Origin of the sequence: Reyranella sp. (assembly GCF_004296935.1) — a bacterium.
Classification (GTDB): Bacteria; Pseudomonadota; Alphaproteobacteria; order Reyranellales; family Reyranellaceae; genus Reyranella.
Genome location: NZ_SCVH01000101.1, coordinates 12,425 through 37,926 on the forward strand (window position 1 = coordinate 12,425; position 25,502 = coordinate 37,926).

The following is a 25,502-nucleotide window of genomic DNA, read 5'->3' on the forward strand; positions in this document are numbered from 1 at the left end:
CTTGTCGGACGCCGCTTCGCCGCTATAGTCCGCCCCTTCCAAGAGTAGATTATAGTGGCGGGAGTGGCGTATGGCGGTGTTCGGTAAAGCCCAGTATATCAAGCGTGTAGAGGACGATCGGCTGCTCACGGGCAGTGGTGGCTTTACCGACAATCTCACCCGTCCCAACCAGGCGCACGTCGTGCTGGTGCGCTCGCCGCACGCCCATGCCCGGATCGTCAAGATCGACACGGCTGCAGCCAAGAACGCACCGGGCGTGGTCGCGGTCTTCACCTGGGAGGACATGGCCAAGGAAGGCTGCGGCGATTTCTCCTTTCCCGCGATGTTCCCCAATGCCGACGGCAGCAAGGCCGAGATGACGCCGCGCCGGTCGCTGGCCCACGAAGCTGTGCGCTACGTCGGCGAGGCGGTGGTGGCGGTCGTGGCCGACACGCGCGAGCAGGCCCAGGATGCCGCCGAACTGATCGAGGTCGAGTACGACCAGCTGCCGTCCGTGACCGAGATCGAGGATGCGCTGAAGCCCGGCGCGCCGCAGGTCTGGAAGGGTGCGCCCGGCAACGTCGTGGGCTTCAACCGTTTCGGCGACGCCGCCAAGTCGGATGCCGCCTTCCGGCAGGCCGCTCATATCGTGTCGCTCGACATCATGCATCAGCGGCTGATCGTGAACGCCATGGAGCCGCGCGCGGTGATGGCCGAATGGGACGGTGACCGGCTCGTCGTCCATATCGGCAGCCAGAACCCCTCGGTCACGCGCGATACGCTGGCCGATGTCATTCTCAAGATGCCCAAGGAAAAGATCCGCGTCCTGGTGCGCGACATCGGCGGCGGCTTCGGCATGAAGGTCGGCATCCAGCCCGACGAGTCGGTGGCGGTGTGGGCGGCCAAAGTGTTGAAGCGCCCCGTGAAGTGGCGTGCCGAACGCGGCGAGGAGTTCGCCGCCACGACCGCCGGCCGCGACCAGTTCCACAAGGCGTCGCTTGCGCTCGACAAGGACGGAAAGATCCTGGCGCTGCGGATGGAGGCGTTTGCCAACATCGGCGCCTACCCGGCGCGGGCCGGCGTGGTCATCCCGCTGTTCGTCGGGCCCAAGGTGACGACCGGCACCTACGACATCCCTGTCGTCGACCTCAAGATCACCTGCGTGATCACCAACACCGCCACCATCGGCGCCTATCGCGGCGCTGGCCGGCCGGAATGCCTGCTCAACCTCGAGCGCCTGATGGATACCGCGTCGCGCCAGACCGGCATCGACCCGGCCGAACTGCGCCGGCGCAACTTCGTGCAGCCCTCGCAGATGCCGTACACCACGGCGATGGGCGAGAAGTACGATTCGGGCGACTTCAACCTGTTCCTCACCCGGACGCTCGAGGCCGCCGATTGGAACGGCTTCGACGCGCGCAAGGCGGAGGCCGAGAAGCGCGGCAAGCTCTACGGTCGTGGTCTGGCCTCCTACGTCGAATGGACCAGCGCCAACGTCATGAACGAGATGGCGCACTATGAGGTGAAGGCCGACGGCAAGGTCACGATCTGGATGGGCACGCAGGGCATGGGGCAGGGGCTGCAGACCAGCTTCACCCAGCTCGCCTCGGAGCTGCTCGGCATCGACGCCTCCCGGATCGAGATCGCCATGGGCGATTCGGACCGGGTGGGCGGTGTCGGCTCGATGGGGTCGCGCTCCGCCTATATCGGCGGCTCGGCGGTGCTGTCGGGCAGCGAGAAGCTGGTGGCCAAGGGCCGCGACCTGGCTGCCGACGCGCTCGAGGCCAGTGCGGCGGATATCGTCTATGCCGCGGGAAAGTTCACCATCGCCGGCACGGATCGCGGCATCGGCCTCGGCGAACTCGCCGCCAAGCAGCCCGACAAGCGCATCTATATCGAGAACGTGAATACCGTGGACGGCATCGCCTGGCCCAACGGCGCCCATGTCGGCGAGGTCGAGATCGATCCCGACACCGGCCGGGTCGAGCTCAAGCGCTACACGACGGTCGACGACGTCGGCAAACCGTTGCACCGTCCGATCGTATTCGGACAGATCCACGGCGGCTGTGCCCAGGGTATCGGCCAGGCGCTGCTCGAGGAGAACGTCTACGACCGCGACTCGGGCCAGCTCCTCACCGGGTCGTTCATGGACTACGCCATGCCGCGGGCCGACACCTTCCCCAACTTCAACAACACGCTCGACGACAGCGTGCCGGCCAAGACCAACCCGATCGGCGCCAAGGGCGTGGGCGAATCGGGCACAGTCGGCTCGACGCCCACCGTGATGAATGCGATCATGGATGCCCTGTGGCCGCTCGGCGTGCGCAACATCCAGATGCCGGCGACGCCGCATCGTGTCTGGCAGGCGATCCGCAGCGCCAAGGGCGACGCCAAGGAGTGACGGGTAGGCGATGAAGCAGCGCATCTTCGGCTGGGTGTCGGCCGCGATCGGCATAGTTCTCGCCCTCGCCGTGGTCGAGGTGACGGCGATCGCCTGGCTATACATCGAGGATGGCCGCTACACCCCGGCAGCCGAGCTCTACGAGCGGACGCAGAACACCTACGTGCGCGATTCCACCAAGGGATCGTCGTGTCGCTACGTCGATACGCTCTTTCCGCATCCCTACGTTGCCTTCGTCCATCATGCCAATCCGCCCTGTGGCATGCCGTGGGTCAACAATATCGGGCTGTTCGGCGACGATTTCACCGTCGTGAAGCGGACCGACCGCTACGTCGTCCTGCTGACCGGCGGGTCGGTCGCCTCGCAGCTCGGCCAGAATGCAAAGCCGCCGGCACCGCGCTATTTCGAGGAGGAGCTGAACAACAAGTACGTCAGCCCCAACGGCAAGCCGTTCCTGGTGCTGAACGGCGGCGATGGCGCGTGGAAGCAGCCGCAGTCCTTCATCCTGTTCACCCTCTATGCGACGTCGGTCGATGCCGTGGTCACGCTCGACGGGTTCAACGAGCATTATTTCTTCTGGCCGGGCGCGCAGGAGCGTCTCGAGCGGCCGCTCAGCAACTTCATCGACGTCAATCCATTCGTCGCCGACGAGAATTTCGGCGACGCCGCGATCGGCTGGGTGATGGGCCGGCTCGCCGGCACGCTCGCGCTCAATCCCATCCTCGGGCGGTCGCATGCGGCCTACATGGTGATCCGCGGCATCGAGGCCGCCGCCAAGGGCAAGGACAGCTTCAAGTCCAACAAGAAGACGACGCTCAACGGCATGTTCGCCATGCCCGAGGACATCCGGCGCGACCATGAACGCGCCTTCGCCGTCCAGCTCGGCCTCTACCAGAAGTATGTTCGCGGCATCGAGGCCGTGGCGCGCGACAATGGCGTGAAGACCGGCTATTTCCTGCAGCCGTCGCCGGCCTGGGGCAAGGTGCTCACCGAGGAAGAGAAACGCGTCGTCGGCGATCTGTCCTACCGCGACCTCTACCGCAAGATCGTGACCGGGATGATGACCCTGCGGGCGAGCAACCTGCCGATTTTCGACCTGGGCGACGTGTTCGAAGGCGAAAAGGGCGTGATCTACGCCGACCACATCCACTTCGACCGGGACGCGGCCAACGAGAGCCGCGGCAACCGGCTGATTGCCGCCCGCATGGGTCAATTGCTGGCGGAAACCTGGGGCCTGCAGCGCAAGCCCTAGGGTTGTTCACAAGTCGGGGATTTCCCCCGATTGTGACGGTTTCCTGTTGATTCAGCTCCGCTGCCGAGTTTCACTGGCCGAGACGCACATCAAACAAGTCGGCGCTCGAGCGCCTCATAAGCGTCGCTAGGGATGGAGCTGCTCATGGCCGTGTCACGTCGGCAATTCATGAAGGTGAGCGCCGCTGGCCTCGCCGCCTCTTCCGTCGGCGCCTTGGGATTCACGGGGGCAGGCGATGCGCTTGCCGCCGGCGTCCGGCCCTTCAAGCTCGAACGGGCGACCGAGACCCGCAACACCTGTCCCTATTGTTCGGTGAGCTGCGGCGTCATCGTCTACTCGCTGGGCGACAAGTCCAAGAACGCCAAGGCCTCGGTCATCCATATCGAGGGCGATCCCGACCACCCGGTCAATCGCGGCACGCTCTGTCCGCGCGGCGCGGCCTCGCTCGACTACGTCCATAGCCCGCTTCGCCTCAAGTACCCGATGCACCGCAAGGCCGGGTCGGACAAGTTCGAGCGCGTCACCTGGGATTTCGCGCTCGACCGCATCGCCACCCTGATGAAGGAAGATCGCGACAAGAACTTCATCGCCAAGAACCGCGACGGGGTCACGGTCAACCGCTGGCTGACGACCGGCTTCTTCGCCACGTCGGCGCAGACCAACGAGGCGGGCTACCTGACCTACAAGCTGATGCGCGGGCTCGGCATGCTCGCCATAGAGACTCAAGCACGAATATGACACGGACCGACGGTGGCCAGTCTTGGCCCCACATTCGGACGTGGCGCGATGACGAACAGCTGGAATGACATCAAGAACGCCGATGTCATCCTGGTCATGGGCGGCAATGCCGCCGAAGCCCATCCCTGCGGCTTCAAATGGGTCACCGAAGCGAAGTCGAACAACGGCGCCAAGCTGGTCGTGGTCGATCCGCGCTTCACGCGGTCCGCTGCAGTTGCCGATCTCTACGCGCCGCTGCGCCCGGGCACCGACATCGCCTTCCTGATGGGCGTCATCAACTACCTGCTGAAGAACGACAAGATCCACCGCGACTACGTGAAGGCCTTCACCAACGCCAGCTACCTGGTCAAGGAAGGCTACAAGTTCGAGGACGGCCTGTTCACGGGCTACGATGCCTCGAAACGCGACTACACGAACAAGTCGGACTGGGAGTACCAGTTCGACGAGCAGGGCATGGCCAAGGTCGACGACAGCATGTCGAGCCCGAACTCGGTGATGAGCCTGCTGAAGGCCCATGCCGGGCGCTACACGCCCGAGATGGTCGAACGCATCTGCGGCACGCCCAAGGACAAGTTCCTCAAGGTCTGCGAGCTGATCGCCTCGACCGCCACCGGCGAGCGCACAATGACGTCGCTCTATGCGCTGGGCTGGACCCAGCACACGACGGGCGCCCAGAACATCCGCTGCATGGCCATGATCCAGCTCCTGCTGGGCAACATGGGCATGCCGGGCGGCGGCGTGAACGCCTTGCGCGGCCACGCCAATGTCCAGGGCATCACCGACCTGGCCCTGCTCTCGACCTCGACGCCGGGCTACATGGTCCTGCCGTCGGAGAGGGAGACCACCTTCGCCGACTACATGAAGTCGCGCGCCTTCAAGCCGATCCGGCCCGGCCAGACCAGCTTCTGGCAGAACTACCAGAAGTTCTTCGTCAGCCAGCAGAAGGCCTTCTTCGGCGCCGCCGCGACGGCCGAGAACGATTGGGCCTACGACTACCTGCCCAAGTTCGACACCGGCTACGACACGCTGAAGATGGTCGACATGATGGCGGCGGGCCAGATGAACGGCCTGTTCTGCCAGGGCCTGAACATCATGATGGCCGCTCCGCAGAAGGACAAGACGCGGGCCGGCCTCGGCAAGCTCAAGTGGCTGGTGGTCGTCGATCCGATCGAAACCGAGACGGCGCGCTTCTGGGAAAATCACGGCGAGTTCAACAACGTCGATCCCAAGTCGGTCCAGACCGAGGTCTTCCAGCTTCCGACGTCGGTCTATGTCGAAGAGGAAGGCAGCTTCACGAATTCCAGCCGTGTCATCCAGTGGCACTGGAAGGCAGCTGAAGGCCCCGGCGAATCGCGCAGCGATATCGACATCGTCGCCGGCTTGTACGGCCGCCTGAAGGCGAAGTACGCCAAGGATGGCGGCGCCTTCCCGGATCCCCTGCTGAAGCTCACCTGGTCGTACACCAATTCGGCCAGCCCGGCGCCGGCCGAGGTTCTGAAGGAGATCAACGGCTACGTCGTGCAGGACGTGACCGATCCCGCCGACCCGACCAAGGTGCTGCTGCGGGCCGGCCAGCAGTTGCCGTCGTTTGCCGTGATGACGGCCGACGGCAAGACTGCCGCCGGCTGCTGGATCTACACCGGCGTCTATACGGACGCCGGCAACATGTCGATGCGCCGCGACGCCAGCGATCCCACCGGCAAGGGCGTGCACCCCAACTGGGGCTTCGCCTGGCCGGCCAACCGGCGCGTGCTCTACAACCGCGCCTCGTCCGATCCGAACGGCAAGCCGTGGAGCGAGCGCAAGAAGTACGTCTTCTGGAACGGCGCGCGCTGGACCGGTGCCGACGTGCCGGACTACGGGCCGTTGGTCGCCCCCGACAAGTCGGTCGGGCCGTTCATCATGAATCCGGAAGGTGTTGGCCGGCTCTACGTGCGCGGCGTGATGCGCGAGGGACCATTCCCCGAGCATTACGAACCGATGGACGCCTTCCTCGAGAACCCGCTGCACCCCAAGGTCAGCGTCAGCCCGGTGGCCCGGATTTTTGCCGCCGATGCCAAGTCGTTCGGCACGCCGGACAAGTTCCCGATCGTGGCGACGACCTACCGGCTCACCGAGCACTTCCACTACTGGACGAAGGCCGTGCACGGCAACGCGGTCCTGCAGCCCGAGCTGTTCGTCGAGATCGGCGAGCGACTGGCCAAGGCCAAGGGGATCAAGGACGGGGAGTGGGTCGAGATCTCGAGCCAGCGTGGCGCGATCAAGGCCAAGGCCTGCGTCACCAAACGCATCCGGCCCATCCTGGTGAACGGCAAGCCATGCGACGTGATCGGCCTGCCGATCCACTATGGCTTCATCGGCCTCGCCCGGAAGGGCTACGCGACCAACACCATCACCCCGTCGGTGGGTGATGCCAGCGTCAACACGCCCGAATACAAGGCGTTCCTGGTCGATGTGAAGAAGACGTCGGCACCCGCCGCGTCGGCGATGGCATAGGGGAGGAGGCGAACATGGCTACGCTGCAATCCCTCGACATCCGCCGCCGCTCGGCCTCCACCGAGGCCCCGCCGCAGGTCCGCCAGGGCAGCCTGGAGGTCGCCAAGCTGATCGATGTCAGCAAATGCATCGGCTGCAAGGCCTGCCAGTCCGCCTGCCTTTCCTGGAACGACCTGGTCGAGCCGGTCGGTTTCTTCGAGGGCAGCTACAACAACCCGCCCGATCTGACGCCGACTTCGTGGACGGTGATGAAGTTCACCGAGTACGAGAAGGGCGACGATCTCGAATGGTTGATCCGCAAGGACGGCTGCATGCATTGCGACGATCCGGGCTGCCTGAAGGCCTGCCCGGCGCCGGGTGCCATCGTTCAGTATGCCAATGGCATCGTCGACTTCGTCTCGGAGAACTGCATCGGCTGCGGCTACTGCGTGAAGGGCTGCCCGTTCAACGTGCCGCGCATCTCCAAGACCGATCGCAAGGCCTACAAGTGCACGCTCTGCGTGGACCGGGTCGCGGTCGGCCAGGCGCCGGCCTGCGCCAAGGCCTGCCCGACCCAGGCGATCTACTTCGGCTCCAAGGAAGACATGCTCGACCATGCCGACAAGCGGATCATCGACCTGAAGTCGCGCGGCTACGAGAAGGCCGGTCTCTACGACCCGCCCGGTGTCGGCGGCACGCACGTGATGTACGTGCTGCATCACGCCGACAAGCCGTCGCTCTACGCCGGGCTGCCGGACGATCCCAGGATCAGTCCGCTGGTCGGTCTCTGGAAGGGCGTCCTGAAGCCCCTTTCCCTGGCCGCCATCGCTTTCGCTGGCGTGTTCGGGTTCCTGCACTACGTCACCAAGGGGCCAAACGAGGTCTCCGAGAGCGACGAGCGCAAGGGCGATGATCTGGCCGGAGGAAAAGGCGCATGAGCGCGGACAAGAAAGTCGTCGCCCGCTACACGACCGCGGCCCGCATCAACCACTGGATCACCGCCGCGTCGTTGATCCTGTTGGCCTTGAGCGGGATGGCGTTGTTCCACCCGTCGCTGTTCTTCCTGACCCACCTGTTCGGCGGCGGCCAGGCCACGCGTGCGATCCATCCGTGGATCGGCGTCGTGCTGGCCATCAGCTTCCTCGGCCTGTTCTTCCGTTTCTTCACACTCAATTTCTGGAATCGCGATGACACGATCTGGATGAAGAATCTCGGCAAGGTGATCAACGACAACGAAGAGGGCATGCCCGAGCTCGGCAAGTACAACGCCGGCCAGAAGCTCGTCTTCTGGGGCCAGTCCATCCTCATCCTGCTGCTGTTCTGCAGCGGCATCGTCCTGTGGGATGTCTATTTCGAGGACTACACCACGATCGACCAGAAGCGGCTCTCAGCGGTCGTTCATGCGCTGTGTGCGATCGGCGCCATCCTGATCTGGATTGTCCATGTCTATGCCGCGATCTGGGTGAAGGGTACCTTGCGCGCCATGACCCGCGGCTCCGTGACCCGTGGCTGGAGCTGGAAGCACCATCGCAAGTGGTTCCGCCAGGAAGTCGGGAAGCCCTGAGCAGCGGCCCGAACAATCCACCGCCGGGATTTGCCGAGAACACGCTCGGCGATATCGCCCAGAGCGATCCCGTCCGCCTGCCCGATCTCGCGACGGTCTTTTCAGCCCGAGCCGAGCGGCTTCGCACACTGGCTGCGGGTCACGAACTGGAAGATTTCCTGCGGATGGTTACGGCCCTGGTGGCGGCCCAGCACCAGGCGCTGGCGGACCTGCCGCCGGGCTCCTTGCCGGGGCCGGCCGAGGTCGCCAAGGCAAGGCTCGTTCAACGCGCGCCGCTCGACCCCGTGACCTGGCCGCGCGACGAGAGCTGGCGCGTGGCGCTGCAGCGCCTGCTCGAAAGGATCGACGACAGCGTCCTGCCGGACGCCGCGCGCCGGGCACGGACGGCGCTCGCCGCGGCGGACCCGGCCGATCTCGAGGCCTTGGCCGACCGCTTTCTCGACGGCAAGGTGGCGGCTGGCGAAGCTGCCCAGGCGGTGTTCGTGGCGGCCGCGCTGCAGGTTGCCTGGACGCGCATGGCGGCACTCCTCGACGCGGCTGCTCTCGGAGGTGGCGAGGCCGACAGCGGCCAGTGCCCGGCCTGCGGCTCGCCGCCCGTCTCGGGATTGATCTCTCCCGGCGGCACCAAGTTCGGCCATCGGCACCTGCATTGCTCGCTCTGCGCCACAGCCTGGCGTTACGCGCGCGTGCGCTGCGTCCACTGCGGCAGCACCGACAAGATATCCTTCCGACAGCTCGCCGGTACGACCTATCTGCGCGCGGAATGCTGCGAGCAGTGCCAAGGCTACTCGAAGCTCTTCTATCTGGAGGGCGCCCGCGCGATCGAGCCGTTCGCCGACGACCTCGCCTCTCTCGGGCTCGACGTCCTGGTGGGCGAGGAGGGTTTTTCCCGCATTCCCAACCCGTTCGTGCTCGGCGTCATGGATCCGTCCGGCGGCTAGGAAGCTGGCGGCCCAGCGGAAACATTTGATACCAAACGGCCGGCGCTGAGACACCAACGTTACGAGCGCGCGGCGTATATGTTCACCCGTGGCGCACGGGAGGGGTCCCGGTCGCCGCGGCAAGTTGGGGTTTGGTTCAAGTCTCGGTTTTGCAATTCGCCCTGATGCAGATGCATCCGGGCGCGTGTGGGATGATGCTCCGCCGTGCGCGGTGGGGCGAGGGTGCTGGCCAAAGAGAGCGAAGGGGTTCGCTCTCGGCCGGCGGGGTTCGAAAACTTGGGGATGTCACCATGAAGTTCATCAATTCGCTGCTCGCGAACGATCTCGGCTCATCGTCGACGAAGCTCGCCATCATGATCGGCCTGTCGTCCTCGATGGTGCTTGTCCTGGCCCGCCTCGGCGTGGCGGTGGCCGGCCAGTAGGGGCCGGCCGGCAAAAGCCGACCTGCGGGCCTGCCTTTCGTTTGATCGGCGGCGCGGGCTGGGCCATCCTGCGGCCTTGCCCGGTGTCTCGTCCGGCACTGGCGTTCTGGGGAACATATCCGTGTCGCGTGCCGACCGCGCCCAAGGCGCTCCCGCTTTCCGACCGCCGTCCGTCGACCGCATGGCCAGCTGGCCTGCGCTGGCACCCCTGATTGGCCGGGCCGGCCGTCCGCTCGTCGTCGAGGCGCTGCGGGCCTGGGCCGACGCCCGGCGCGGCACCCCCGACGTGGCCGACGAGGTCGCCTGCGCGCGCTGGTGCGAGGCGCGATTGGTTGCCCTGGTGCAACCTTCGCAGCGCCGCGTCTTCAACCTTACCGGCACAGTCCTGCATACCAACCTCGGCCGCGCCGTGCTGGCGGAGGAGGCGATCCAAGCCGCGGTCGAAGCCATGCGTTCGCCCACCACCCTGGAATACGACCTGGGCGGCGGGGCGCGCGGCGAGCGCGACGACCATATCGCGCCGTGGCTGTGCCGCCTCACCGGGGCGGAGGCCGCGACCGCCGTCAACAACAACGCCGCCGCCGTGCTGCTGGTGCTCAATGCCTTGGCGGACGGCCGCGAGGTCATCGTCTCGCGCGGCGAGCTGATCGAAATCGGCGGCGCCTTCCGCATTCCCGACATCATGGCGCGCGCCGGTTGCCGCCTCGTCGAGGTCGGCACCACCAACCGCACGCACCTCAAGGACTACGCCGCCGCCATCGGACCCGACACCGCCGCGATCATGAAGGTCCATCCGTCGAACTACGCAATCCAGGGCTTCACCAAGTCGGTGCCGGCGGCCGAGCTGGTGTCGCTGGCGCGCGAAAAGGGCCTGGCCCTCATAGAAGATCTCGGCAGCGGCACGCTGGCCGACCTGGAAACCTGGGGCCTGCCGCACGAGCCCACGGCGCGCGAGGCGGTCGAGGTCGGCATCGATGTCGTGACCTTCTCCGGCGACAAGCTGCTGGGCGGCCCGCAAGCCGGCCTCGTCGTCGGCCGCAAGCACCTGATCGAGCGCATCGCGCGCAATCCGATGAAGCGGGCGCTGCGCCTCGACAAGGTGCGGCTGGCCGCCCTCGAGGCGACGCTCCGGCTCTATGCCGATCCCGGGCGGCTGGCCGAGCGGCTGCCTACCATTCGCGCGCTGGCGCGGCCGGCGGCCGACATCCGGGCCCAGGCCGAGCGCCTGCTGCCGGGCCTGCGCAAGGCCCTGGGCAGCGCCGCCGAGGCCGGTGTCGAACCGGTGCGCGGCCAGATCGGCTCGGGCGCGCTGCCGGTCGATCTGCTGGAGTCGTTCGCGCTGGCGGTCCGGGGCAGGGGACTGGATCACCTCGCCGATGCCTTTCGCCGCCTGCCGATTCCCGTCATCGGTCGCATCGCCGACGACACGCTGTTCTTCGATCTGCGCACCCTCGATGACGAGGCGGCCTTCGCTGCCCAATTGGACAAACTCGATGTCATGGGTCGCTAGGCTCTTCGAGAAGGCTCCGTCGACGGAGGAATGTCTTTCCAAAGCGCTCGTCGCCTGGAACGCGGCGGAATACGGCGTGGCTCTCGATCTCTGGGCGCCGCTCGCGCAGGCCGGCGTGGCGCGGGCGCAGAGCAACATGGGGGCAGCCTTCCTCGAGGGCCGCGGCGTCGCGCGTGACCTGGAGAAGGCCACCGCCTGGCTGCGCCGGGCGGCCGATCAGGGCGATGCCGGCGGCCAGCGTAACCTGGCGCTTTGCTACTACGAAGGCTGGGGCGTGCCGCAGGATCAGGTCGAGGCGGCGCACTGGTACGAGAGGGCCGCCGAACAGGACGATCCCGACGCCCAGGACATGCTGTCGTGGATGAAGCTGATCGGTGGCGGCTGTCCGCAGGACTACCTTGGCGCCCGGATGTGGGCCGAGAAGGCGGCAGCGCACGGCCGCGTCGGCGCCATGGCGCGGCTGGGCGACATCCACCACAACGCGCTCGGGGTCGAACGCGATCCGGCGTTGGCCGCCGAGTGGTGGGGCCGTGCTGCGCGCCTGGGCCAGGCCGAAGCGCAGGCGATGCTGGGGGCCGCCTATCTCGCCGGCAAGGGCGTGGCGCGCGATCCGGTCGAGGCGCTGCACTGGCTGTTGCGAGCCGAGGCGGGCGGCGTCGGCGAACTTGCCGTCGGTTTCCTGCACGAGGCGCAGGCCCACACCAAACCTTCCCAGCGCGCCGAAGCCGCGCGGCGGGCAGCGGAGCCCCTTTCATGAGCAGGGTAGGGTTATCGCATCTGGTCTTTCGCTGCCCCCGCGAAGCGGGGGAAGTGCCCCCGAAGGGGGCGAAGGGGGTCAGAAGCATCAATGAATTTCTTCTCCGTGGCTGCCCCCCTCCGGCCTTCGGCCACCTCCCCCGCAAGCGGGGGAGGAGAAGCTCGCAATGATCGTCGGCACCGCGGGCCATATCGATCACGGCAAGACCGCGCTCGTGAAGGCATTGACCGGCGTCGATGCCGATCGCCTCAAGGAGGAGAAGGCGCGCGGCATCACCATCGACCTGGGCTACGCCTACAGCGACCTCGGCGACGGCCGGCAGCTCGGCTTCGTCGACGTGCCGGGCCACGAGCGCTTCGTGCACAACATGCTGGCGGGTGCGACCGGGATCGACGCGGCCCTGCTGGTCGTCTCGGCGTCCGAGGGCATCAAGCCCCAGACCGTCGAGCACCTGCAGATCGTCGATCTGCTCGGTCTCGATCGCGGCATCGTTGCCCTCACCAAGTCCGACCTCGCCGACGACGACCAGATCCTGGATCGCATGGCGGAGATCGAGACCCTGCTCGCCTCGACGTCGCTGAAGGGCGTGGAGATCGTGCCGGTGTCGGCGCTGACGGGGCAGGGGGTCGACGAGCTGAAGGCCAAGCTGCTGGCGCTGGGCGAGAGCGGCAAGGGCACGACCGGCTTCGCGAGACTGGCGGTCGACCGCTGCTTCGTGCTGCCGGGCGCGGGTGTCGTGGTGACGGGAACGATCCATGCCGGCGAAATCAAGGTCGACGACCGGCTGGTGCTCACGCCTTCGGGGTTGGAGGCGCGCGTGCGTTCGCTGCACGCCCAGAACCGGCCGGCCGAGGTCGGTCGTGCCGGCGAACGCTGTGCGCTCAACCTCTCAGGGCCGCGCCTTTCCAGGGAGGCGATCCGGCGCGGCGACTGGGTCGTGAGTCCGGAGCTGCACGTGCCGGCCGACCGGGTCGACGTGCGCCTGAAGCTGCTCGCCTCGGAGGGCCAGCCGCTGAAGCACTGGTCGCCGGTCCATATCCACCTCGGCTCGGCCCATGTCATGGGACGGGTGGCGCTGCTCGAGGACGACAGGCTGGCGCCTGGCGCGTCGGGACTGGCGCAGCTGGTGCTCGAGGAGAAGGTGGGAGCATTGGCGGGCGACAGGATCATCCTGCGCGATCCCTCGGCCACGCGCACCCTTGCGGGCGCCACGGTGATCGATCCCTTCGGCCCGCCGCGCAACCGTCGGTCCGAACGCCGCCGCGCCGAGCTCGCGGCGCTGGACAATGCCGACGCGGAAGTGCTGCCGAAGCTCCTGCGACTGGAGTCGGGCTTCGTCGAGATGGCTCGCTTCGGGCAGTCGCGCAATCTGCGGCCGGCCGAGGTCGAGGGTCTGCTGCGCGCGGCCGGCGGCGAGAGCCTGGAGGGCTTCGGCTTTCTGGCCGAAACGCTCGCCGCTGCCCGACTGGATATCGTCGATACGCTAAAAGCCTTCCATGAGGCCAAGCCCGATGCACCGGGCCTGCAGCCGGAGCGGCTGCGCGTGACATTGAAGAAGCGCTGGCCGATCCCGGTCTTCCGCATCCTGCTCGACAGGGAAGTGCGCGCCAAGAAAGTGACGGTGGATGGGCCGTTCCTGCGGATACCCGGACATTCGCTCACGCTCGGCCCGAAGGACGAGGCGCTGTGGAACAAGCTCGCCGCGGAGCTCCGGCGCGAGCGCTTCAAGCCGCCGCGCGTGCGCGACTTCGCCCAGGCCTACAGCGTGCCGGAGCCGGACATGCGCAGGCTCCTGCAGCGGATGGCGCGGATCGGCCGGGTCGTCGAGGTGGCGCCGGATCAGTACTTCCTGCGGCCGGTGGTGGCCGAAATGATCGGCATCGCCCACGCCTTCGGCCGCGACTTCACCGCCGCGGAGTTCCGCGACAAGCTCGACAACGGCCGCAAGGTCGCGATCCTGATCCTGGAGTTCTTCGACCGCCATGGCGTCACGGTGCGTCGCGGCGACCTGCGCCGTGTGGTGCCGCAGAAGCTCGAACAGTACGGCGCGCCGTCCGCCGCTTGAGGGCCCGCGCGCCCCAGGTGACAGCGCACCGGTTCTGGGGAATGATCGGAAGTGGAGGGGAAGCGCTCCCGGTGGGGCGGCTGGCCTTCAAAGCCAGAGAGGGCCGCCAGACGGTTCTTAGTGGGTTCGACTCCCACTCTCTTCCGCCAATCTCCCATCCGAAGTGGCCCGGGGAAGCCCAAGAAAGACCGATCTATCGGTCTTTTTCCCTCGCACTTGGTCTGGCACTGGCCTGGATAAGCTATTGCCGGAGACAGCTTCAGCCAATGGCACGCCTGTCCCCACTTCCTCTCTCGCCGATCTGACCGCTCACGGACAGAGCGGGCGGCCGTCGGGGAGGGTCGCGCGATCGAACGATCGGGACATGCGCGCGACGACGGCATCGTAGATGCCGCGCTCGGCGGGGACGTAGACCAGCACGAAGGAGGCGAAGTTGGCGCCGCCGCAGGTCGCGCGTGCCTTGTAGTAGACGATCGAGTCGCCGGAGATGCCGCTGACCACGGCGCTATTGCGCGAGATGCGCCGGTAGGTTTCCCGGTCGAGGTCCGGCAAGCCCGCCGTGCCCTGTCGCATCGCGCTCTCGAGGCTCTGCTGCAGCGCGTTCACTCCCGCCATGACCGTCAGGGTCGCCCCCCTTTCCGATTCGTAGGCGCGCCCGAAGCGGTCGCCGCGGACGATGCGGAACAGGCGCCTCGGCACGTCGAGGCTGTAGCCGTTGGCGAGGCTGCTCACCGTCCCCCAGCCCAGGGGATCGGCAGCGGGTTCCGCCGCCGGCGGACAGGCGACCACGAAGTCGGTGAGAGCGGAAGCGCGCTTCCTTGCCGTCGTCGCCGCCGCGCGCCGGAATTTCCTGGTCGTCGAGCAGCGCAACGCCGCCATTCGCGACTACGTCGCCGTCTACCAGTTCGATCGTGCCGCAGCGGAGGCCATCCTGGCCTGCCGCCAGCGTCACGGGGCCTGATTGAGGAGGAGACATCAATGCCAAACCCGATCGACAAAGTTCGTCTGCTTGCCAGTCTTGCCACCGAAGCCATGGGCCAGGGCATAAGCGTGCACCGGGAAGGCGACAGCGTGCTGCGCGGAGAGAAGGAAGCGATCAAGGCCAAGTGGTTCCTGGGTGGCAAGAAATCTGTCTACAGCTTCTCCTGCCGCCTCGACGAAGCGCAGCACACCGCGACCTTCCGCGAGATGATCGTGGACCGATCGTGGGGTATTGCGCCCCCCAGCTTCAAGGTCGAATCCTACTCCCAGAGCGGCACCACGGTGACGTCCAAGACCGTGGAGAAGGCCGTCGGCGGAGGCGGTACGCAGGAACTCGGCCGCTGGCGCGACGCCTGCTCGACCACGGTTGGCGCCGCCGGGTGGATATTCAAGCACGAGCCGACGGCGATCCCCTGACGGAGGGCGGATAGTCGGTTTTCGCTCCGGGTGGAACTTGCCACTCTCTTCCACCAATTCTAATCCGAAGCGCTCCAACGACACCCAAGAAAGACCGATTGGGCAATTTCCCGTGCTCATTGTCCCGGACTGTGCCGCACGGCGGCCTTAAGCATCGGCTTGTAGGTAAGGAAGAACTTCTTTTCTCTTGGTTCGGATCCAGACGCGTCGCTGATGAAGGCGCGGGACGCGAGCGGCGCGGCGCGTTAGGATGTAGACGAGCCGATCTGCCAGGTTTGGGGGCAGGCCGGCCTTGGGGATTGATGTTGATCAGCGAGCGCGTCGTACGGGACTGGTGGCAATTCTGGCATCGGAGGTCGCCGGATGCTCGCGTTTCCAATCGCAATGGACGTTTCGAGCGCGCTCTGGCGCGGCGCCATCAACGCGAGGACTGGCGCCAAGGCAATCGCGTGGGACGATTTTCTCCGTTTGCTGCGCTCAGCCTTCTCATTCTGATGGTGGGCGCGACCGCCGTTCTGGCGCAGCCGGCCAGTCAGGTTCGGCATGTGGGATTTTTCTGGATTGGCACGCCGGACGGCGCCCCTTCGCCCAGCCTGGCACCCTTTCTCGAGGGTATGCGCGAGCGCGGGTATGTGGAGGGCAGGAACCTCGTCATCGACGCCCGTGACGGTCGCGGGGATGCGGCGCGGCTGGGTGCCGAGGCTGCCGCACTTGTCGCTTCGGGTGTCGAGGTCATCGTAACCCAGGGCAGCGGACCGACGGCGGTTGCCAAGCAGGCGTCGAGCCGTGTTCCGATCGTCTTCGGCGCCGCCGGCGATCCGGTTGGGCGCGGGCTGGTCGCGAGCCTTGCGCGGCCGGGCGGCAACGTGACGGGGCGCGCCATCGATCTGGGGTGGAGCAAGGCCTACGAGATTTTGCGGGAAGCCGCGCCGGCCTTGCGCCGCGTCGGCCTTCTCTATCATGTGCAGAGCTTTCCGCCGGGCTATCTTCCGATCTTCCTGGCCGAGCGCCAGGCGGCGGCAGCGGCGCTCGGCTTCGAATTGGCGCTCTTGCCTGTCAGCTCCGTCGACGACGTCGAACCGGCGCTGGCAGGATTCGCGAGGGACGGTGGACAAGCGCTGATCGTCAACGGCGACCCAGTCCTGATGACGGGGCGAGGGGTCGTTCTCCCACTGGCGCTCCGGTACCGGCTGGCTTCCGTGTGCACCGATCTCCGTTTCGCCCGGGCAGGATGCCTGCTTACCTACGGCGACGACGTGAGCGACAGCTTTCGGCAAGCCGCGGGGACGGTCGATAGAATTCTGAAGGGCGCCAAGCCCGCCGATCTGCCGATCGAGCAGCCGACGCAGTTCACGCTCATCGTCAACACAAAGACCGCGAGCGCGCTGAGCCTCACGATCCCGCCGCCGATCCTCGCCCGCGCCGACGAGGTGATCGAGTGAGGCGTCGGCACCTGCTGGTCTCGGCCGCTGTCCTGCCTTTTCCGGCGCGGGCCCGGGGGGCTTTTTGACCGGCGACCGGGTGGTGAGGCGACTGGCAGCGATCCTTGCGGCGGATGTCGCGGGCTACTCGCGCCTCATGGGGCGCGACGAGAACGGCACGCTCTCTCGTCTGAGAGCTCACCGCACCGAACGTCTGGAGCCGACGCTTGCCCGGCACGGTGGCCGCCTGGTCAAGCTGACGGGCGATGGTGCCCTGATAGAGTTTCCCAGCGCCGTCGATGCCCTGGGCGCGGCCATCGAGTTCCAGCAAGCCATGGCCGAGGTCAACAGGGACCAGCCCGAGGAAACGGCCATCGTCTTCCGGATCGGACTGCACCTTGGCGATCTCATCGTCGAAGGTGACGACCTGTATGGCGATGGCGTGAACGTGGCGGCGCGGCTGGAAGCGGAAGCGCCGCCCGGTGGCATTGTGATTTCGTACAGCGTGCGGGACGCCGTTGCGGGCAGGTTGAAGGCCACGTTCGACGATCTTGGCAGCCTTGCGCTCAAGAACATCGACCGACCCGTTCAGGGGTTTGGGGTGAAGTGGGAAGCGGCGGATTGGAACGTCAAGGCTCCATCAGCCATTGCGCCGCCGGTAGCACCACCACCGGCCACCGAAGTGCCACTTGCACTACCCGACAAGCCATCCATTGCCGTGCTGCCGTTCCAGAACATGTCGGGCGATCCCGACCAGGAATACTTCGCCGACGGTCTGGTCGAAGACATCATCGCGGCGCTATCGAGCTTCAAGTCGTTGTTCGTGATCGCGCGCAATTCGTCGTTCACCTACAAGGGCAAGACGGTCGACATAAAGCAGGTCGGGCGCGAGCTGGGGGTGCGCTACGTGCTCGAAGGCAGCGTGCGCAAGGCCGGCGGCAAGGTCCGGATCACAGGGCAGCTGATCGACAGCGAAACGGGCGCTCACCTTTGGGCCGACCGGTTCGATGGTCCGCTCGACGATGTATTCGAGCTTCAGGATCAAGTCACGGCCAGCGTCGTCGGGGCCATCGCCCCCAAACTCGATCAGGCGGAAAACGAGCGCGCCAAACGAAAGCCGGTTGAGAACCTCGACGCTTATGACTTTTACCTCAGGGGCCGCGCCAAGGCGCAGGAAGACAGCCGGGAGGCTCTCGAAGAAGCGCTCCGACTGTTCTACCGGGCCATCGAACTCGATCCAGGCTTCGCTGCGCCCTACGCCGGGGCCGGATTTTGCTACGTGACCCGCAGCGTCCAGGGTTGGGTACGAGACAGGGAGTGGGAGGTGGCCGAGACAAGACGGCTGGCCTTGCGCGCCTCTGCCCTCGGCGGAGACGACGCTTGGGCGCTTGTCTTTGCCGGCCACGCCCTGGTCGTGGTCTGCCGTGAGTACGACACGGGCGCGGCCCTGATCGACAAGGCGCTGGCGATCAACCCAAATCTAGCCGCCGGCTGGCAAAGACGAGGGCTGGTAAGCCTGTGGCTGGGACAGCACGAGGCGGCGCTTGAGCAGCTCGCACGCGCCTTGCGGCTGAGCCCGCTCGATCCCGGGCTTTTCCTGTCCGAGGTCTATATCGGGATGGTTCACGTGTTCCGCGGCCGCTACGTCGAGGCCGTGAGCTGGATAGCCCGGGCACTCGCGCAGCGGCCGAATTTCGTGGTCGTCCTGCGCGCCGCGGCCGTGGCCAACGCCTTCGCCGGAAACATCGACGAAGCGCGGAAAATCGTGGCGAGAATTATCCAGATCAGTCCGACGGCGAGCATCTCTCATTACATGAGCATCAATATCTATCAGCGACTGGAGGACATCGAGCGAATGGTCGGTGGCCTGCGCCTCGCCGGGCTGCCCGAATGATCGCCTTCCGGCTCGCCGCTATCGTCTCGTGTCAATAACGGACATTCAACGTGATGGAAGACGCGATGAAGCGCACTGTTTTTGAGTTCACCAGCTGGCGTGATAGCGTTTCGACGATGTCCACCAAATCGAAAGTCTCAGACGGGTTCCTGCCTGCGCAACTACGCGCCTGCCAGGTGACCAAGTGAGGCGACGGGGCCTCCTGGGCACCGCTATGGCAATTGGGCCTGCCGCCGCCCAGGGGATCACCTTTCCGCAGTCGATCCTAGGCCGCGCCGACGAGGTGATAGAATGAGACGTCGTGATGTCCTCGCTGCTGCGATGTCGATCGCAGGTGCATCAGAGGGACTGGCACAGCCTGGCCAGAAGCTTCCGCGCCTGGCGATCGTCAGTCCGTCAGCGCCGATCGCTCTCATGGTCGAGGACAGCAGCAGCCCCTACTACCGCGTGCTCTTCGAGACACTTCGCCGTCGGGGTTGGATCGAAGGAAAAACCTTCGCCGTGGACCGCTATGGACGAGAACACGTGGGGGGAAGCCAGCCGGCCCTGATCGAGACAGTGCTGCGCGGCAAACCCGACGTCATTTACTCAATTGGCGGCGCGGCGACGTTTCTCAAGGCAGCAGCCACGGCGGCCGCGGTCGTTACCCTGTCGAGTGATCCGATCGCGATGGGGCTCATCCAGAACCTGGCAAGGCCTGGGGGCAACATCACCGGCATGAGTGTCGAAGTGGGTCCGTTGCTGCATGGCAAGCGCATTGAGCTGTTGCGCGAAGCGTTTCCCGCCCTGTCGGAGCTGATCTACGTCAACCTGCGGACCGCCTGGGACGCGTTCGTCGGGGCCGCCATGCGCGCCGCCGCCGAAAAGGCCGGCGTCCACCTGTTGCCGAAGCTGATCGATGCACCTGCAGGCGAAGAGGAATACCGCCGTGCAATCGCGGAGAGTCCGCGCGCCGAGGGCAACGCCATCATGATCGGCGACAGTCCCATGGCCTTCCGATATGGCGCCGCCATCGTGGCGGCGGTGACGGAAGCGAAGCTGCCCGCGATGTACGCCTTTCTGGAGTCGGTCGAAGCGGGGGGCTTGATGGCCTATTCGTTCGACCTGAAGGAACTCAACCGGCGTGCGGCCGAAAACATCGATGCCATCCTGCGCGGCGCCTCCCCGGGGGACATTCCCTACTTTCAGGCCACAACGTTTAACCTGTCGATCAACCTGGGCACCGCAAAGGCTCAGGGCATCACCTTTCCGCCATCGATCCTCGCCCGCGCCGACGAGGTGATCGAATGAGGCGGCGAACGGTTATCGCCCTGCTCGGCGGCGCTTCCACGACTCTCGCGCGCGCAGTTGGCGCTCAGGCGCCTGAAGGTCCGCGCAGGCTTGGCATTGTGCTTCCTTACGGCGAAAGCGACACGAAATCGCAGGAACATCTCGCACTATTGAGGGACGAACTCGCCAAACTGGGCTGGCGCGATGGCCGCAATCTCAGGATCGAGGTTCGTTGGACCGGCGGCGACGCGAACAGGACAATGACGTTTGCGCGGGAAGTCGTTGCGTCACGGCCAGATGTTATTCTGGCGCGCTCGACCTTCGTAACGGCGGCGGTCCTGCGAGAGACACGCGCGATACCCATCGTCTTTGTTGTCGTTTCCGATCCGGTCGGCGATGGCTTTGTCTCCAGCATGGCGAGGCCTGGCGGCAATGTGACGGGCTTCACCAATGTCGAAGCTTCCCTGTGCGGCAAGTGGGTTCAACTTCTCAGGGAAGTTGATCCACGCGCAACGCGTATCGCTGTTTTGTATGGGCCCAAGACCTCTGCAGGCGGCGGCTCCTACTATCTGAACCTGGCCAAAGAGGCCGTGGCGTCAACCGACGTCAAGATCGTCGCACTGCCGGTTCAGGAAGCCGGCGATGCCGACCACGGCATCGATACATTCGCCAAGGAAGCGGGCGGTGCGCTGCTGGTAACGCCGGATGCCACCACCACGCGTCTCCGTTCCACGATTGTCTCGGCGGCCACGCGCACAACGCTTCCTGCGATCTATCCGTTCCGCGATTTTGCCACTAGTGGCGGTTTGATTTCATATGGAACCGAGGTAGCCGATCAGTTCCGCAAAGCCGCTGTCTATGTGGACCGAATTCTTCGAGGCGCGAAACCTGCCGATCTTCCGGTCATGCAGCCGACCAAGTTCGAGTTGGTGATCAACCTCAGGACGGCAAAAGCGCTGGGCCTCACGATCCCGCCGTCGATTCTGGCCAGCGCCGACGAGGTGATCGAGTGAGGCGGCGGCATCTGTTGGCCTCGGTTGCGGTCCTGCCTTTTCCGGCGCGGGCCCAGCAGACCAGACGCGTCGCGGTCCTGACCGGACTTGCCGAGACCGATCCGGCTACCAAGGCCAGGCTGGCCGGCTTTCGCGAAAGGATGGTGGCGCTCGGCTGGCGTGAAGGACAGAATCTCGCCATCGACGTGCGCTATGAGCCGAGCAGCGCTGAGCGGGCGCGCCGGCTGGCCGCGGAGCTCATGGCTCTCAAGCCCGACATCTTTTTGGCCCAGGGCCTGCCTTCCGTTGTTGCCATACGCGAGGCGAGCGCCGGCTTTCCGATCGTCTTCCTTGGCGTGCCGGATCCGGTGAGCACCCGGCTGGTCGAGAGCCTCGTGCGGCCCGGCGGCCAGACGACCGGCTTCACGTCGACCGAGCCCGCCTTCGGCGCCAAATGGATCGAACTCCTGAAGGAGATTTCGCCCGCCACGCAGCGCCTGCTGGTCCTCACGCAGCAGAGCGCGGGCTTCTACCGGCCGAGCATCGAACAGGCAGTGAAGCAATTCGGTGTCGAGGTCTCCTTCGCCCAGGTCAACAGCGCGGCCGAGATGGAGACCGTCCTCGACGGCTTCGCCGCCACGGCAGCCGGCGCGGGGGGCCTCATCCTGCCGACCGATATCTTCACCGCCAGCCATCGCCGGCAGATCATCGCGCTCGCCGCACGCCATCGCCTGCCGCTGATCACCGGCAACCCGCCTTTCCCGCCCGATGGCGGCCTGATGTATTACGGCGCCGATTTCGTCGACCTCTATGTCCGCGCCGCAGGCTACGTCGACCGTATCCTGCGCGGTGCCCGGCCGGCCGACCTGCCGGTCCAGCAGCCCGCCACCTTCCAGATGTCGATCAATCTCAGGACGGCCGCCGCCCTCGGACTTGTCGTGCCACCGACTTTACGTGCCCGCGCCGACGAGGTGATTGAATGAAGGACTGCCCAGACGAAGTTGCAAGTTCAGCAGGATTATGTTAGGAAATAGACTATCTTGGCGGGAGTGCGCTTCCGCCGTCCATGAGCCACCTGCGAGCCTTTCCGGCCCGCCCGAGCCTCGCTCCAGGCGCCTCGGCGGGCCTTTTCATGTCCGGGGAGTTGCAGTTGTCATCGTCCGTTCGCCGCCAGACGAATTGTTGGACAGGTCCGACGATCGGGCCTGCGTTGAAAAGAATCTCCTGGTTCAAGCCGGCCGGTGCTTTGCGAATTTCCGGACAGACAGATTCCGGACAACTCGTGTCTGAAAAATCGGCCGCCGATGGTCCACGCCGGGCGAGCAAGACGAACAAGCCCGGACAACGTCGAACGGTTGCTGTCCTTTCTGGCGTGCCTGAAAGGCAGGGTTTACCGGCCTTTCTTCAGGGTCCGTTCGCGAAAAACGCGATCAGGCGCGATTCGGTGTTCGAAAAACTGATCGCGCCGGGCTTCCTGCCACAATCTCGTTCCGGTTGACCTGTATCAACGCCGCGGCCGGCCGGGCGGTCATGTTGATCGACAATCGCGGATATCCCGGCGGAACAGGCGAGCCGCTTAGCCGTTTCAATCACTTCGGCGGAAACCGTGGGCTTCCACAGCCGCCAAATCCCCGGCCAAGCCGGGCACAACCGAGAGGAATGACAATGTTGCGATCAGTTCTGGCGACGGCAGGTGCCGCACTCGTTCTCGTGGCCGCCGCCGGCGGTGCCCAGGCCCAGACTCCCAGCAAGTCCGGCGCCAATGTCGGCTCGCTCACCTGCACCGTCGCGGGCGGCATGGGCTTCGTCTTCGGCTCGTCCAAGGATCTGAGCTGCCTGTTCACCCGCACCGACGGCGTCGCCGAGCGGTATACCGGCACCGTCAAGAAGTTCGGAGTCGATCTCGGCTTCACCAAGGAAGCGCAGATGGTCTGGCTGGTGTTCGCGCCCGGCAACATGGCGCCCGGCGCGCTCACCGGCGGCTATGTCGGCGGCACCGCGTCGGCCACGGTCGGCGTCGGCGTCGGCGCCAACGTCCTGATTGGCGGTGGCAGCGGGCAGGTCACCCTGCAGCCGGTCAGCGTCGAGGGCAGCAAGGGCCTGAACGTTGCCGCCGGCCTGGCCGAGGTCGCCCTTACCTACGTCAAATAGCGCTCACCGGCAGGCGCCTCGACTGAGGCGCTTGCCGGCAGCCCGCCTGTCGGGTCAACTCGGCCCATGCCGAGCGCCGCCGAGACCCTGATTGCCCGACTGCAGGCCGACTGCACCGCCGCCGAGGCGGCTGAGCGCTCGGTGCGCGCCACCGTCGAAGCCCAGATCCAGGCGGCCGAACGCGCCCGTGCCTTTGCCTGGCGACGGCTGAGCGCGCTCTCCGACATGGCGCGCGTTGCAGCCCTCGAACCCGATCGCGAGATCGCCGTCGAACGCCAGCTCGAGGCGCTGTTTCGCGAGATCGGCTGGATCGAAGGCGGCCTCGCCGAATTGGCCGAGAGCGCCCGCCCGCTGCTCGATTGGCTGCGGCCGATCGCCGAAGCCTTGCATGCCGAGGCCCATCCTGTGCCGGCGGACTCCGGCGACGCGAACCCGCCGCGGGTCGAGGATCCACCTCTCGCCGATCCGATCGCCGCCTTCCGAGCCTTCGAAGCCTGGTACGAGGCCGAGCGCGGAGAGGCGTTCCTGCAGGTCTACGAGCGTTACATGCCGGCCACGCCGGTCGTCGAGTTCTAGGGCCGTCATGAAGGCCGACTTCGAGCAGTGGCTGGCCGCCCAGTTCGCCGACACCGGGGCGTTCACGGCCTTCATCGTGCTGGTGCGTATCGGCGACGGCGAGGTCGTTCCGGTGAAATCGAGCTACGCCCACCTGATCGGCGATGACATGCCGTGGCCCGGGATGCGGGCCCTGCTCGACGGTGCCCGAACGCCCTGGGACGGTGCCGCGTTCTTCGTCGGCCTGGGCCATGACGGAGGACCGCTGCCCGATGTCGTGGCGGCACGCCGGCTGAAGGATGTCGAGGCCGACGTGAAGGCCGATCCGCTCGCCTTCAACCGCGGCATGTTTTTTGACCGCGAGGGCCGCCACCTGCGGATCGACGAGGCGGCGCGATGACCGAGCAGGGCTCCGTTCATCGGCCGGCGCAGCGGCTGACCGCTCGCGGCGGCGAGAGTCTCGATGAGATCGTCGCCGAGGAGCGGGCTGTGGCACTGGTCTACAACGGCATCAGCCATGCGGTGATGATGGCGACCCCCTGCGATCTCGAGGATTTCGCCCGCGGATTTTCGCTCACCGAGCGTATCGTCGAGAAGGCATCGGAGATCTACGACATCGAGGTCGAGGACGTCCAAGTCGGTTCGGGCGGTCGCGGCATAGAGGTCCGGCTCCGGATCGCGGCCCAGCGGATGGCTGGGCTGCAGGAGCGGCGGCGCAGTCTTGCCGGTCGTACCGGCTGCGGCCTGTGCGGCGTCGACAGTCTCGACGCGGCGCTGCGGCCCGTGCCGGCCGCACAGGCCATGGGCACGGTCTCGCGCTCGGCGATCGAGCGCGCCATGGCCGCGCTGCCGGGCCTGCAGCGTATCAACAAGATGAACGGCGCCACCCATGCGGCCGGGTGGGCGCTGGCGGATGGCACGCTGGTCCTCGTGCGTGAAGACGTCGGCCGGCACAATGCGCTCGACAAGCTGGGCGGCGCGCTCGCGGTGTCGGGGGCAGCCGGCGCCGGCGGCTTCGTGGTGGTGACCAGCCGCTGCTCCTACGAAATGGTGCAAAAGGCCGCGGCGCTGGGCGCGGTGGCGATCGCGGCGGTCTCGGCGCCGACGTCGCTTGCCATCGAGACCGCCGAGCAGGCCGGCATCGCCCTCGTCGCCTTCGTGCGCGAAGGCCGGCTTACGGTCTATGCCAACGCCGGACGGATCTCTTCGTGAGCCGAGGCGCATGAGCGGACAGCGCGTGTTCGGCGTCACCGGCTGGAAGAACGCCGGCAAGACCACGCTGGTCGAGCGGCTGGTGGCGGAGTTCGTCCGGCGCGGCTGGCGCGTGTCGACCGTCAAGCACGCCCACCATGACGTCGACATCGACCAGCCAGGCCGCGATTCCTTCCGCCATCGGTTGGCCGGGGCCACCGAAGTGGCGGTGGTCGGTGGCCGACGTTACGCGATCATGCGGGAAGAGGCCGATCCCGCGCTCGCCGACGTGCTGGCCCGCCTCGCGCCGGCCGATCTGGTCCTGATCGAAGGCTATAAGCGCGAGTCCCATCCCAAGATCGAAGTACGCGCGGCGGGGGCGCCGTCTCTCGCAGCCGAAGATTCCAGTATCGTCGCCATCGCCGCCGACGCCCGGCCGGCCGAGTCGCATCTGCCCTGGTTCAAGCGCGACGATATCGCGGCCATGGCCGATTTTATCGCCAGTCGCCAGTCCTGAGGCCCCGGGG

Annotated in this window: 24 protein-coding genes and 1 tRNA gene; 24 read left to right on the plus strand and 1 reads right to left on the minus strand. The window is 66.4% G+C overall.

Features of this window, described 5'->3' with window-relative positions:
• Positions 1-70: 70 nt before the first annotated feature.
• From EPO55_RS14100 to EPO55_RS14150, 11 genes are all read left to right on the plus strand, one after another.
• Positions 71-2,380 carry a xanthine dehydrogenase family protein molybdopterin-binding subunit gene (locus tag EPO55_RS14100; RefSeq protein WP_296337533.1) on the plus strand — a complete coding sequence of 770 codons (2,310 nt, stop codon included), beginning with the start codon at positions 71-73 and terminating at the stop codon, positions 2,378-2,380.
• Positions 2,381-2,390: 10 nt separating this feature from the next.
• Positions 2,391-3,632, plus strand: coding sequence for a hypothetical protein (locus EPO55_RS14105; RefSeq protein WP_296337534.1), 1,242 nt, complete (start codon positions 2,391-2,393; stop codon positions 3,630-3,632).
• Between the two features lie 144 nt (positions 3,633-3,776).
• Complete coding sequence (gene fdnG / locus EPO55_RS14110) at positions 3,777-6,866, plus strand: formate dehydrogenase-N subunit alpha (RefSeq protein WP_296337537.1); 3,090 nt, start codon at positions 3,777-3,779, stop codon at positions 6,864-6,866.
• A gap of 14 nt (positions 6,867-6,880) precedes the next feature.
• Complete coding sequence (gene fdxH, locus EPO55_RS14115) at positions 6,881-7,783, plus strand: formate dehydrogenase subunit beta (protein WP_296337539.1); 903 nt, start codon at positions 6,881-6,883, stop codon at positions 7,781-7,783.
• Positions 7,780-8,409, plus strand: coding sequence for a formate dehydrogenase subunit gamma (locus EPO55_RS14120; RefSeq protein ID WP_296337541.1), 630 nt, complete (start codon positions 7,780-7,782; stop codon positions 8,407-8,409). Before fdxH ends, EPO55_RS14120 begins: the two co-directional genes overlap by 4 nt.
• Positions 8,379-9,350, plus strand: a complete 972-nt coding sequence (fdhE, locus tag EPO55_RS14125; RefSeq protein WP_296337543.1) for a formate dehydrogenase accessory protein FdhE — start codon at positions 8,379-8,381, stop codon at positions 9,348-9,350. The genes EPO55_RS14120 and fdhE overlap by 31 nt, the downstream gene beginning before the upstream one ends.
• Positions 9,351-9,640: 290 nt before the next feature.
• Positions 9,641-9,772 (plus strand): hypothetical protein, encoded by a 132-nt coding sequence (locus EPO55_RS14130; protein ID WP_296337545.1) that lies wholly within the window; start codon positions 9,641-9,643, stop codon positions 9,770-9,772.
• A gap of 121 nt (positions 9,773-9,893) precedes the next feature.
• Complete coding sequence (gene selA / locus EPO55_RS14135; protein ID WP_296337547.1) at positions 9,894-11,282, plus strand: L-seryl-tRNA(Sec) selenium transferase; 1,389 nt, start codon at positions 9,894-9,896, stop codon at positions 11,280-11,282.
• Entirely contained in the window at positions 11,266-12,039 is a 774-nt protein-coding gene (locus EPO55_RS14140) for a tetratricopeptide repeat protein (protein ID WP_296337549.1), read from the plus strand. The genes selA and EPO55_RS14140 overlap by 17 nt, the downstream gene beginning before the upstream one ends.
• A 166-nt stretch (positions 12,040-12,205) precedes the next feature.
• The gene (gene selB / locus EPO55_RS14145) at positions 12,206-14,104 is read left to right on the plus strand and encodes a selenocysteine-specific translation elongation factor (RefSeq protein WP_296337551.1); all 1,899 of its coding nucleotides are present in this window, start codon (positions 12,206-12,208) and stop codon (positions 14,102-14,104) included.
• Positions 14,105-14,157: 53 nt separating this feature from the next.
• Positions 14,158-14,253 (plus strand) — tRNA-Sec (locus EPO55_RS14150).
• 160 nt (positions 14,254-14,413) lie between these two features.
• Here the strand turns inward: EPO55_RS14150 and EPO55_RS14155 are convergent.
• On the minus strand, positions 14,414-14,836 hold the full coding sequence (locus EPO55_RS14155) for a hypothetical protein (RefSeq protein ID WP_296337552.1): 423 nt from the start codon (positions 14,834-14,836) through the stop codon (positions 14,414-14,416).
• Between EPO55_RS14155 and EPO55_RS14160 the strand changes: the two genes are divergently transcribed.
• The 13 genes from EPO55_RS14160 (at position 14,820) to mobB (ending at position 25,492) form a co-directional block, all read left to right on the plus strand.
• Positions 14,820-15,065, plus strand: a complete 246-nt coding sequence (locus EPO55_RS14160; protein WP_296337554.1) for a hypothetical protein — start codon at positions 14,820-14,822, stop codon at positions 15,063-15,065. The two genes, EPO55_RS14155 and EPO55_RS14160, sit on opposite strands and share 17 nt — an antisense overlap.
• A gap of 17 nt (positions 15,066-15,082) precedes the next feature.
• Complete coding sequence (locus EPO55_RS14165) at positions 15,083-15,502, plus strand: hypothetical protein (RefSeq protein ID WP_296337555.1); 420 nt, start codon at positions 15,083-15,085, stop codon at positions 15,500-15,502.
• 302 nt (positions 15,503-15,804) lie between these two features.
• Entirely contained in the window at positions 15,805-16,944 is a 1,140-nt protein-coding gene (locus EPO55_RS14170; protein ID WP_296337557.1) for an ABC transporter substrate-binding protein, read from the plus strand.
• 64 nt (positions 16,945-17,008) lie between these two features.
• Positions 17,009-18,817, plus strand: a complete 1,809-nt coding sequence (locus tag EPO55_RS14175) for an adenylate/guanylate cyclase domain-containing protein (RefSeq protein ID WP_296337558.1) — start codon at positions 17,009-17,011, stop codon at positions 18,815-18,817.
• Positions 18,818-19,108: 291 nt separating this feature from the next.
• On the plus strand, positions 19,109-20,107 hold the full coding sequence (locus EPO55_RS14180) for an ABC transporter substrate-binding protein (RefSeq protein ID WP_296337560.1): 999 nt from the start codon (positions 19,109-19,111) through the stop codon (positions 20,105-20,107).
• Positions 20,104-21,099, plus strand: coding sequence for an ABC transporter substrate-binding protein (locus EPO55_RS14185; protein ID WP_296337561.1), 996 nt, complete (start codon positions 20,104-20,106; stop codon positions 21,097-21,099). The genes EPO55_RS14180 and EPO55_RS14185 overlap by 4 nt, the downstream gene beginning before the upstream one ends.
• A complete protein-coding gene (locus EPO55_RS14190) occupies positions 21,096-22,061 on the plus strand; it encodes an ABC transporter substrate-binding protein (RefSeq protein ID WP_296337562.1) in 966 nt (321 codons plus the stop codon). Before EPO55_RS14185 ends, EPO55_RS14190 begins: the two co-directional genes overlap by 4 nt.
• A gap of 149 nt (positions 22,062-22,210) precedes the next feature.
• Positions 22,211-22,576: a hypothetical protein gene (locus EPO55_RS14195; protein ID WP_296337563.1), complete on the plus strand. Its 366-nt coding sequence runs from the start codon at positions 22,211-22,213 to the stop codon at positions 22,574-22,576.
• A 167-nt stretch (positions 22,577-22,743) separates the two neighbouring features.
• Complete coding sequence (locus EPO55_RS14200; RefSeq protein ID WP_296337564.1) at positions 22,744-23,229, plus strand: DUF992 domain-containing protein; 486 nt, start codon at positions 22,744-22,746, stop codon at positions 23,227-23,229.
• A gap of 66 nt (positions 23,230-23,295) precedes the next feature.
• On the plus strand, positions 23,296-23,805 hold the full coding sequence (locus EPO55_RS14205) for a hypothetical protein (RefSeq protein WP_296337565.1): 510 nt from the start codon (positions 23,296-23,298) through the stop codon (positions 23,803-23,805).
• A gap of 7 nt (positions 23,806-23,812) precedes the next feature.
• A complete protein-coding gene (locus EPO55_RS14210; protein WP_296337566.1) occupies positions 23,813-24,184 on the plus strand; it encodes a hypothetical protein in 372 nt (123 codons plus the stop codon).
• Positions 24,181-24,996, plus strand: a complete 816-nt coding sequence (gene fdhD, locus EPO55_RS14215) for a formate dehydrogenase accessory sulfurtransferase FdhD (protein ID WP_296337567.1) — start codon at positions 24,181-24,183, stop codon at positions 24,994-24,996. The genes EPO55_RS14210 and fdhD overlap by 4 nt, the downstream gene beginning before the upstream one ends.
• A gap of 10 nt (positions 24,997-25,006) precedes the next feature.
• Positions 25,007-25,492: a molybdopterin-guanine dinucleotide biosynthesis protein B gene (mobB, locus tag EPO55_RS14220; RefSeq protein ID WP_296337568.1), complete on the plus strand. Its 486-nt coding sequence runs from the start codon at positions 25,007-25,009 to the stop codon at positions 25,490-25,492.
• The last annotated feature ends 10 nt before the right edge of the window (positions 25,493-25,502 follow it).

What these genes read in the sequence shown, in the direction of transcription:
- EPO55_RS14100 (WP_296337533.1), top strand. Translation starts at nt 71, where the DNA reads ATGGCGGTGTTCGGTAAAGCCCAGTATATCAAGCGTGTAGAGGACGAT.
- EPO55_RS14105 (WP_296337534.1), top strand. Translation starts at nt 2,391, where the DNA reads ATGAAGCAGCGCATCTTCGGCTGGGTGTCGGCCGCGATCGGCATAGTT.
- fdxH (WP_296337539.1), top strand. Translation starts at nt 6,881, where the DNA reads ATGGCTACGCTGCAATCCCTCGACATCCGCCGCCGCTCGGCCTCCACC.
- EPO55_RS14120 (WP_296337541.1), top strand. Translation starts at nt 7,780, where the DNA reads ATGAGCGCGGACAAGAAAGTCGTCGCCCGCTACACGACCGCGGCCCGC.
- EPO55_RS14130 (WP_296337545.1), top strand. Translation starts at nt 9,641, where the DNA reads ATGAAGTTCATCAATTCGCTGCTCGCGAACGATCTCGGCTCATCGTCG.
- EPO55_RS14140 (WP_296337549.1), top strand. Translation starts at nt 11,266, where the DNA reads ATGTCATGGGTCGCTAGGCTCTTCGAGAAGGCTCCGTCGACGGAGGAA.
- selB (WP_296337551.1), top strand. Translation starts at nt 12,206, where the DNA reads ATGATCGTCGGCACCGCGGGCCATATCGATCACGGCAAGACCGCGCTC.
- EPO55_RS14165 (WP_296337555.1), top strand. Translation starts at nt 15,083, where the DNA reads ATGCCAAACCCGATCGACAAAGTTCGTCTGCTTGCCAGTCTTGCCACC.
- EPO55_RS14170 (WP_296337557.1), top strand. Translation starts at nt 15,805, where the DNA reads ATGTTGATCAGCGAGCGCGTCGTACGGGACTGGTGGCAATTCTGGCAT.
- EPO55_RS14180 (WP_296337560.1), top strand. Translation starts at nt 19,109, where the DNA reads ATGAGACGTCGTGATGTCCTCGCTGCTGCGATGTCGATCGCAGGTGCA.
- EPO55_RS14185 (WP_296337561.1), top strand. Translation starts at nt 20,104, where the DNA reads ATGAGGCGGCGAACGGTTATCGCCCTGCTCGGCGGCGCTTCCACGACT.
- EPO55_RS14195 (WP_296337563.1), top strand. Translation starts at nt 22,211, where the DNA reads ATGTCCGGGGAGTTGCAGTTGTCATCGTCCGTTCGCCGCCAGACGAAT.
- EPO55_RS14200 (WP_296337564.1), top strand. Translation starts at nt 22,744, where the DNA reads ATGTTGCGATCAGTTCTGGCGACGGCAGGTGCCGCACTCGTTCTCGTG.
- EPO55_RS14205 (WP_296337565.1), top strand. Translation starts at nt 23,296, where the DNA reads ATGCCGAGCGCCGCCGAGACCCTGATTGCCCGACTGCAGGCCGACTGC.
- EPO55_RS14210 (WP_296337566.1), top strand. Translation starts at nt 23,813, where the DNA reads ATGAAGGCCGACTTCGAGCAGTGGCTGGCCGCCCAGTTCGCCGACACC.
- fdhD (WP_296337567.1), top strand. Translation starts at nt 24,181, where the DNA reads ATGACCGAGCAGGGCTCCGTTCATCGGCCGGCGCAGCGGCTGACCGCT.
- mobB (WP_296337568.1), top strand. Translation starts at nt 25,007, where the DNA reads ATGAGCGGACAGCGCGTGTTCGGCGTCACCGGCTGGAAGAACGCCGGC.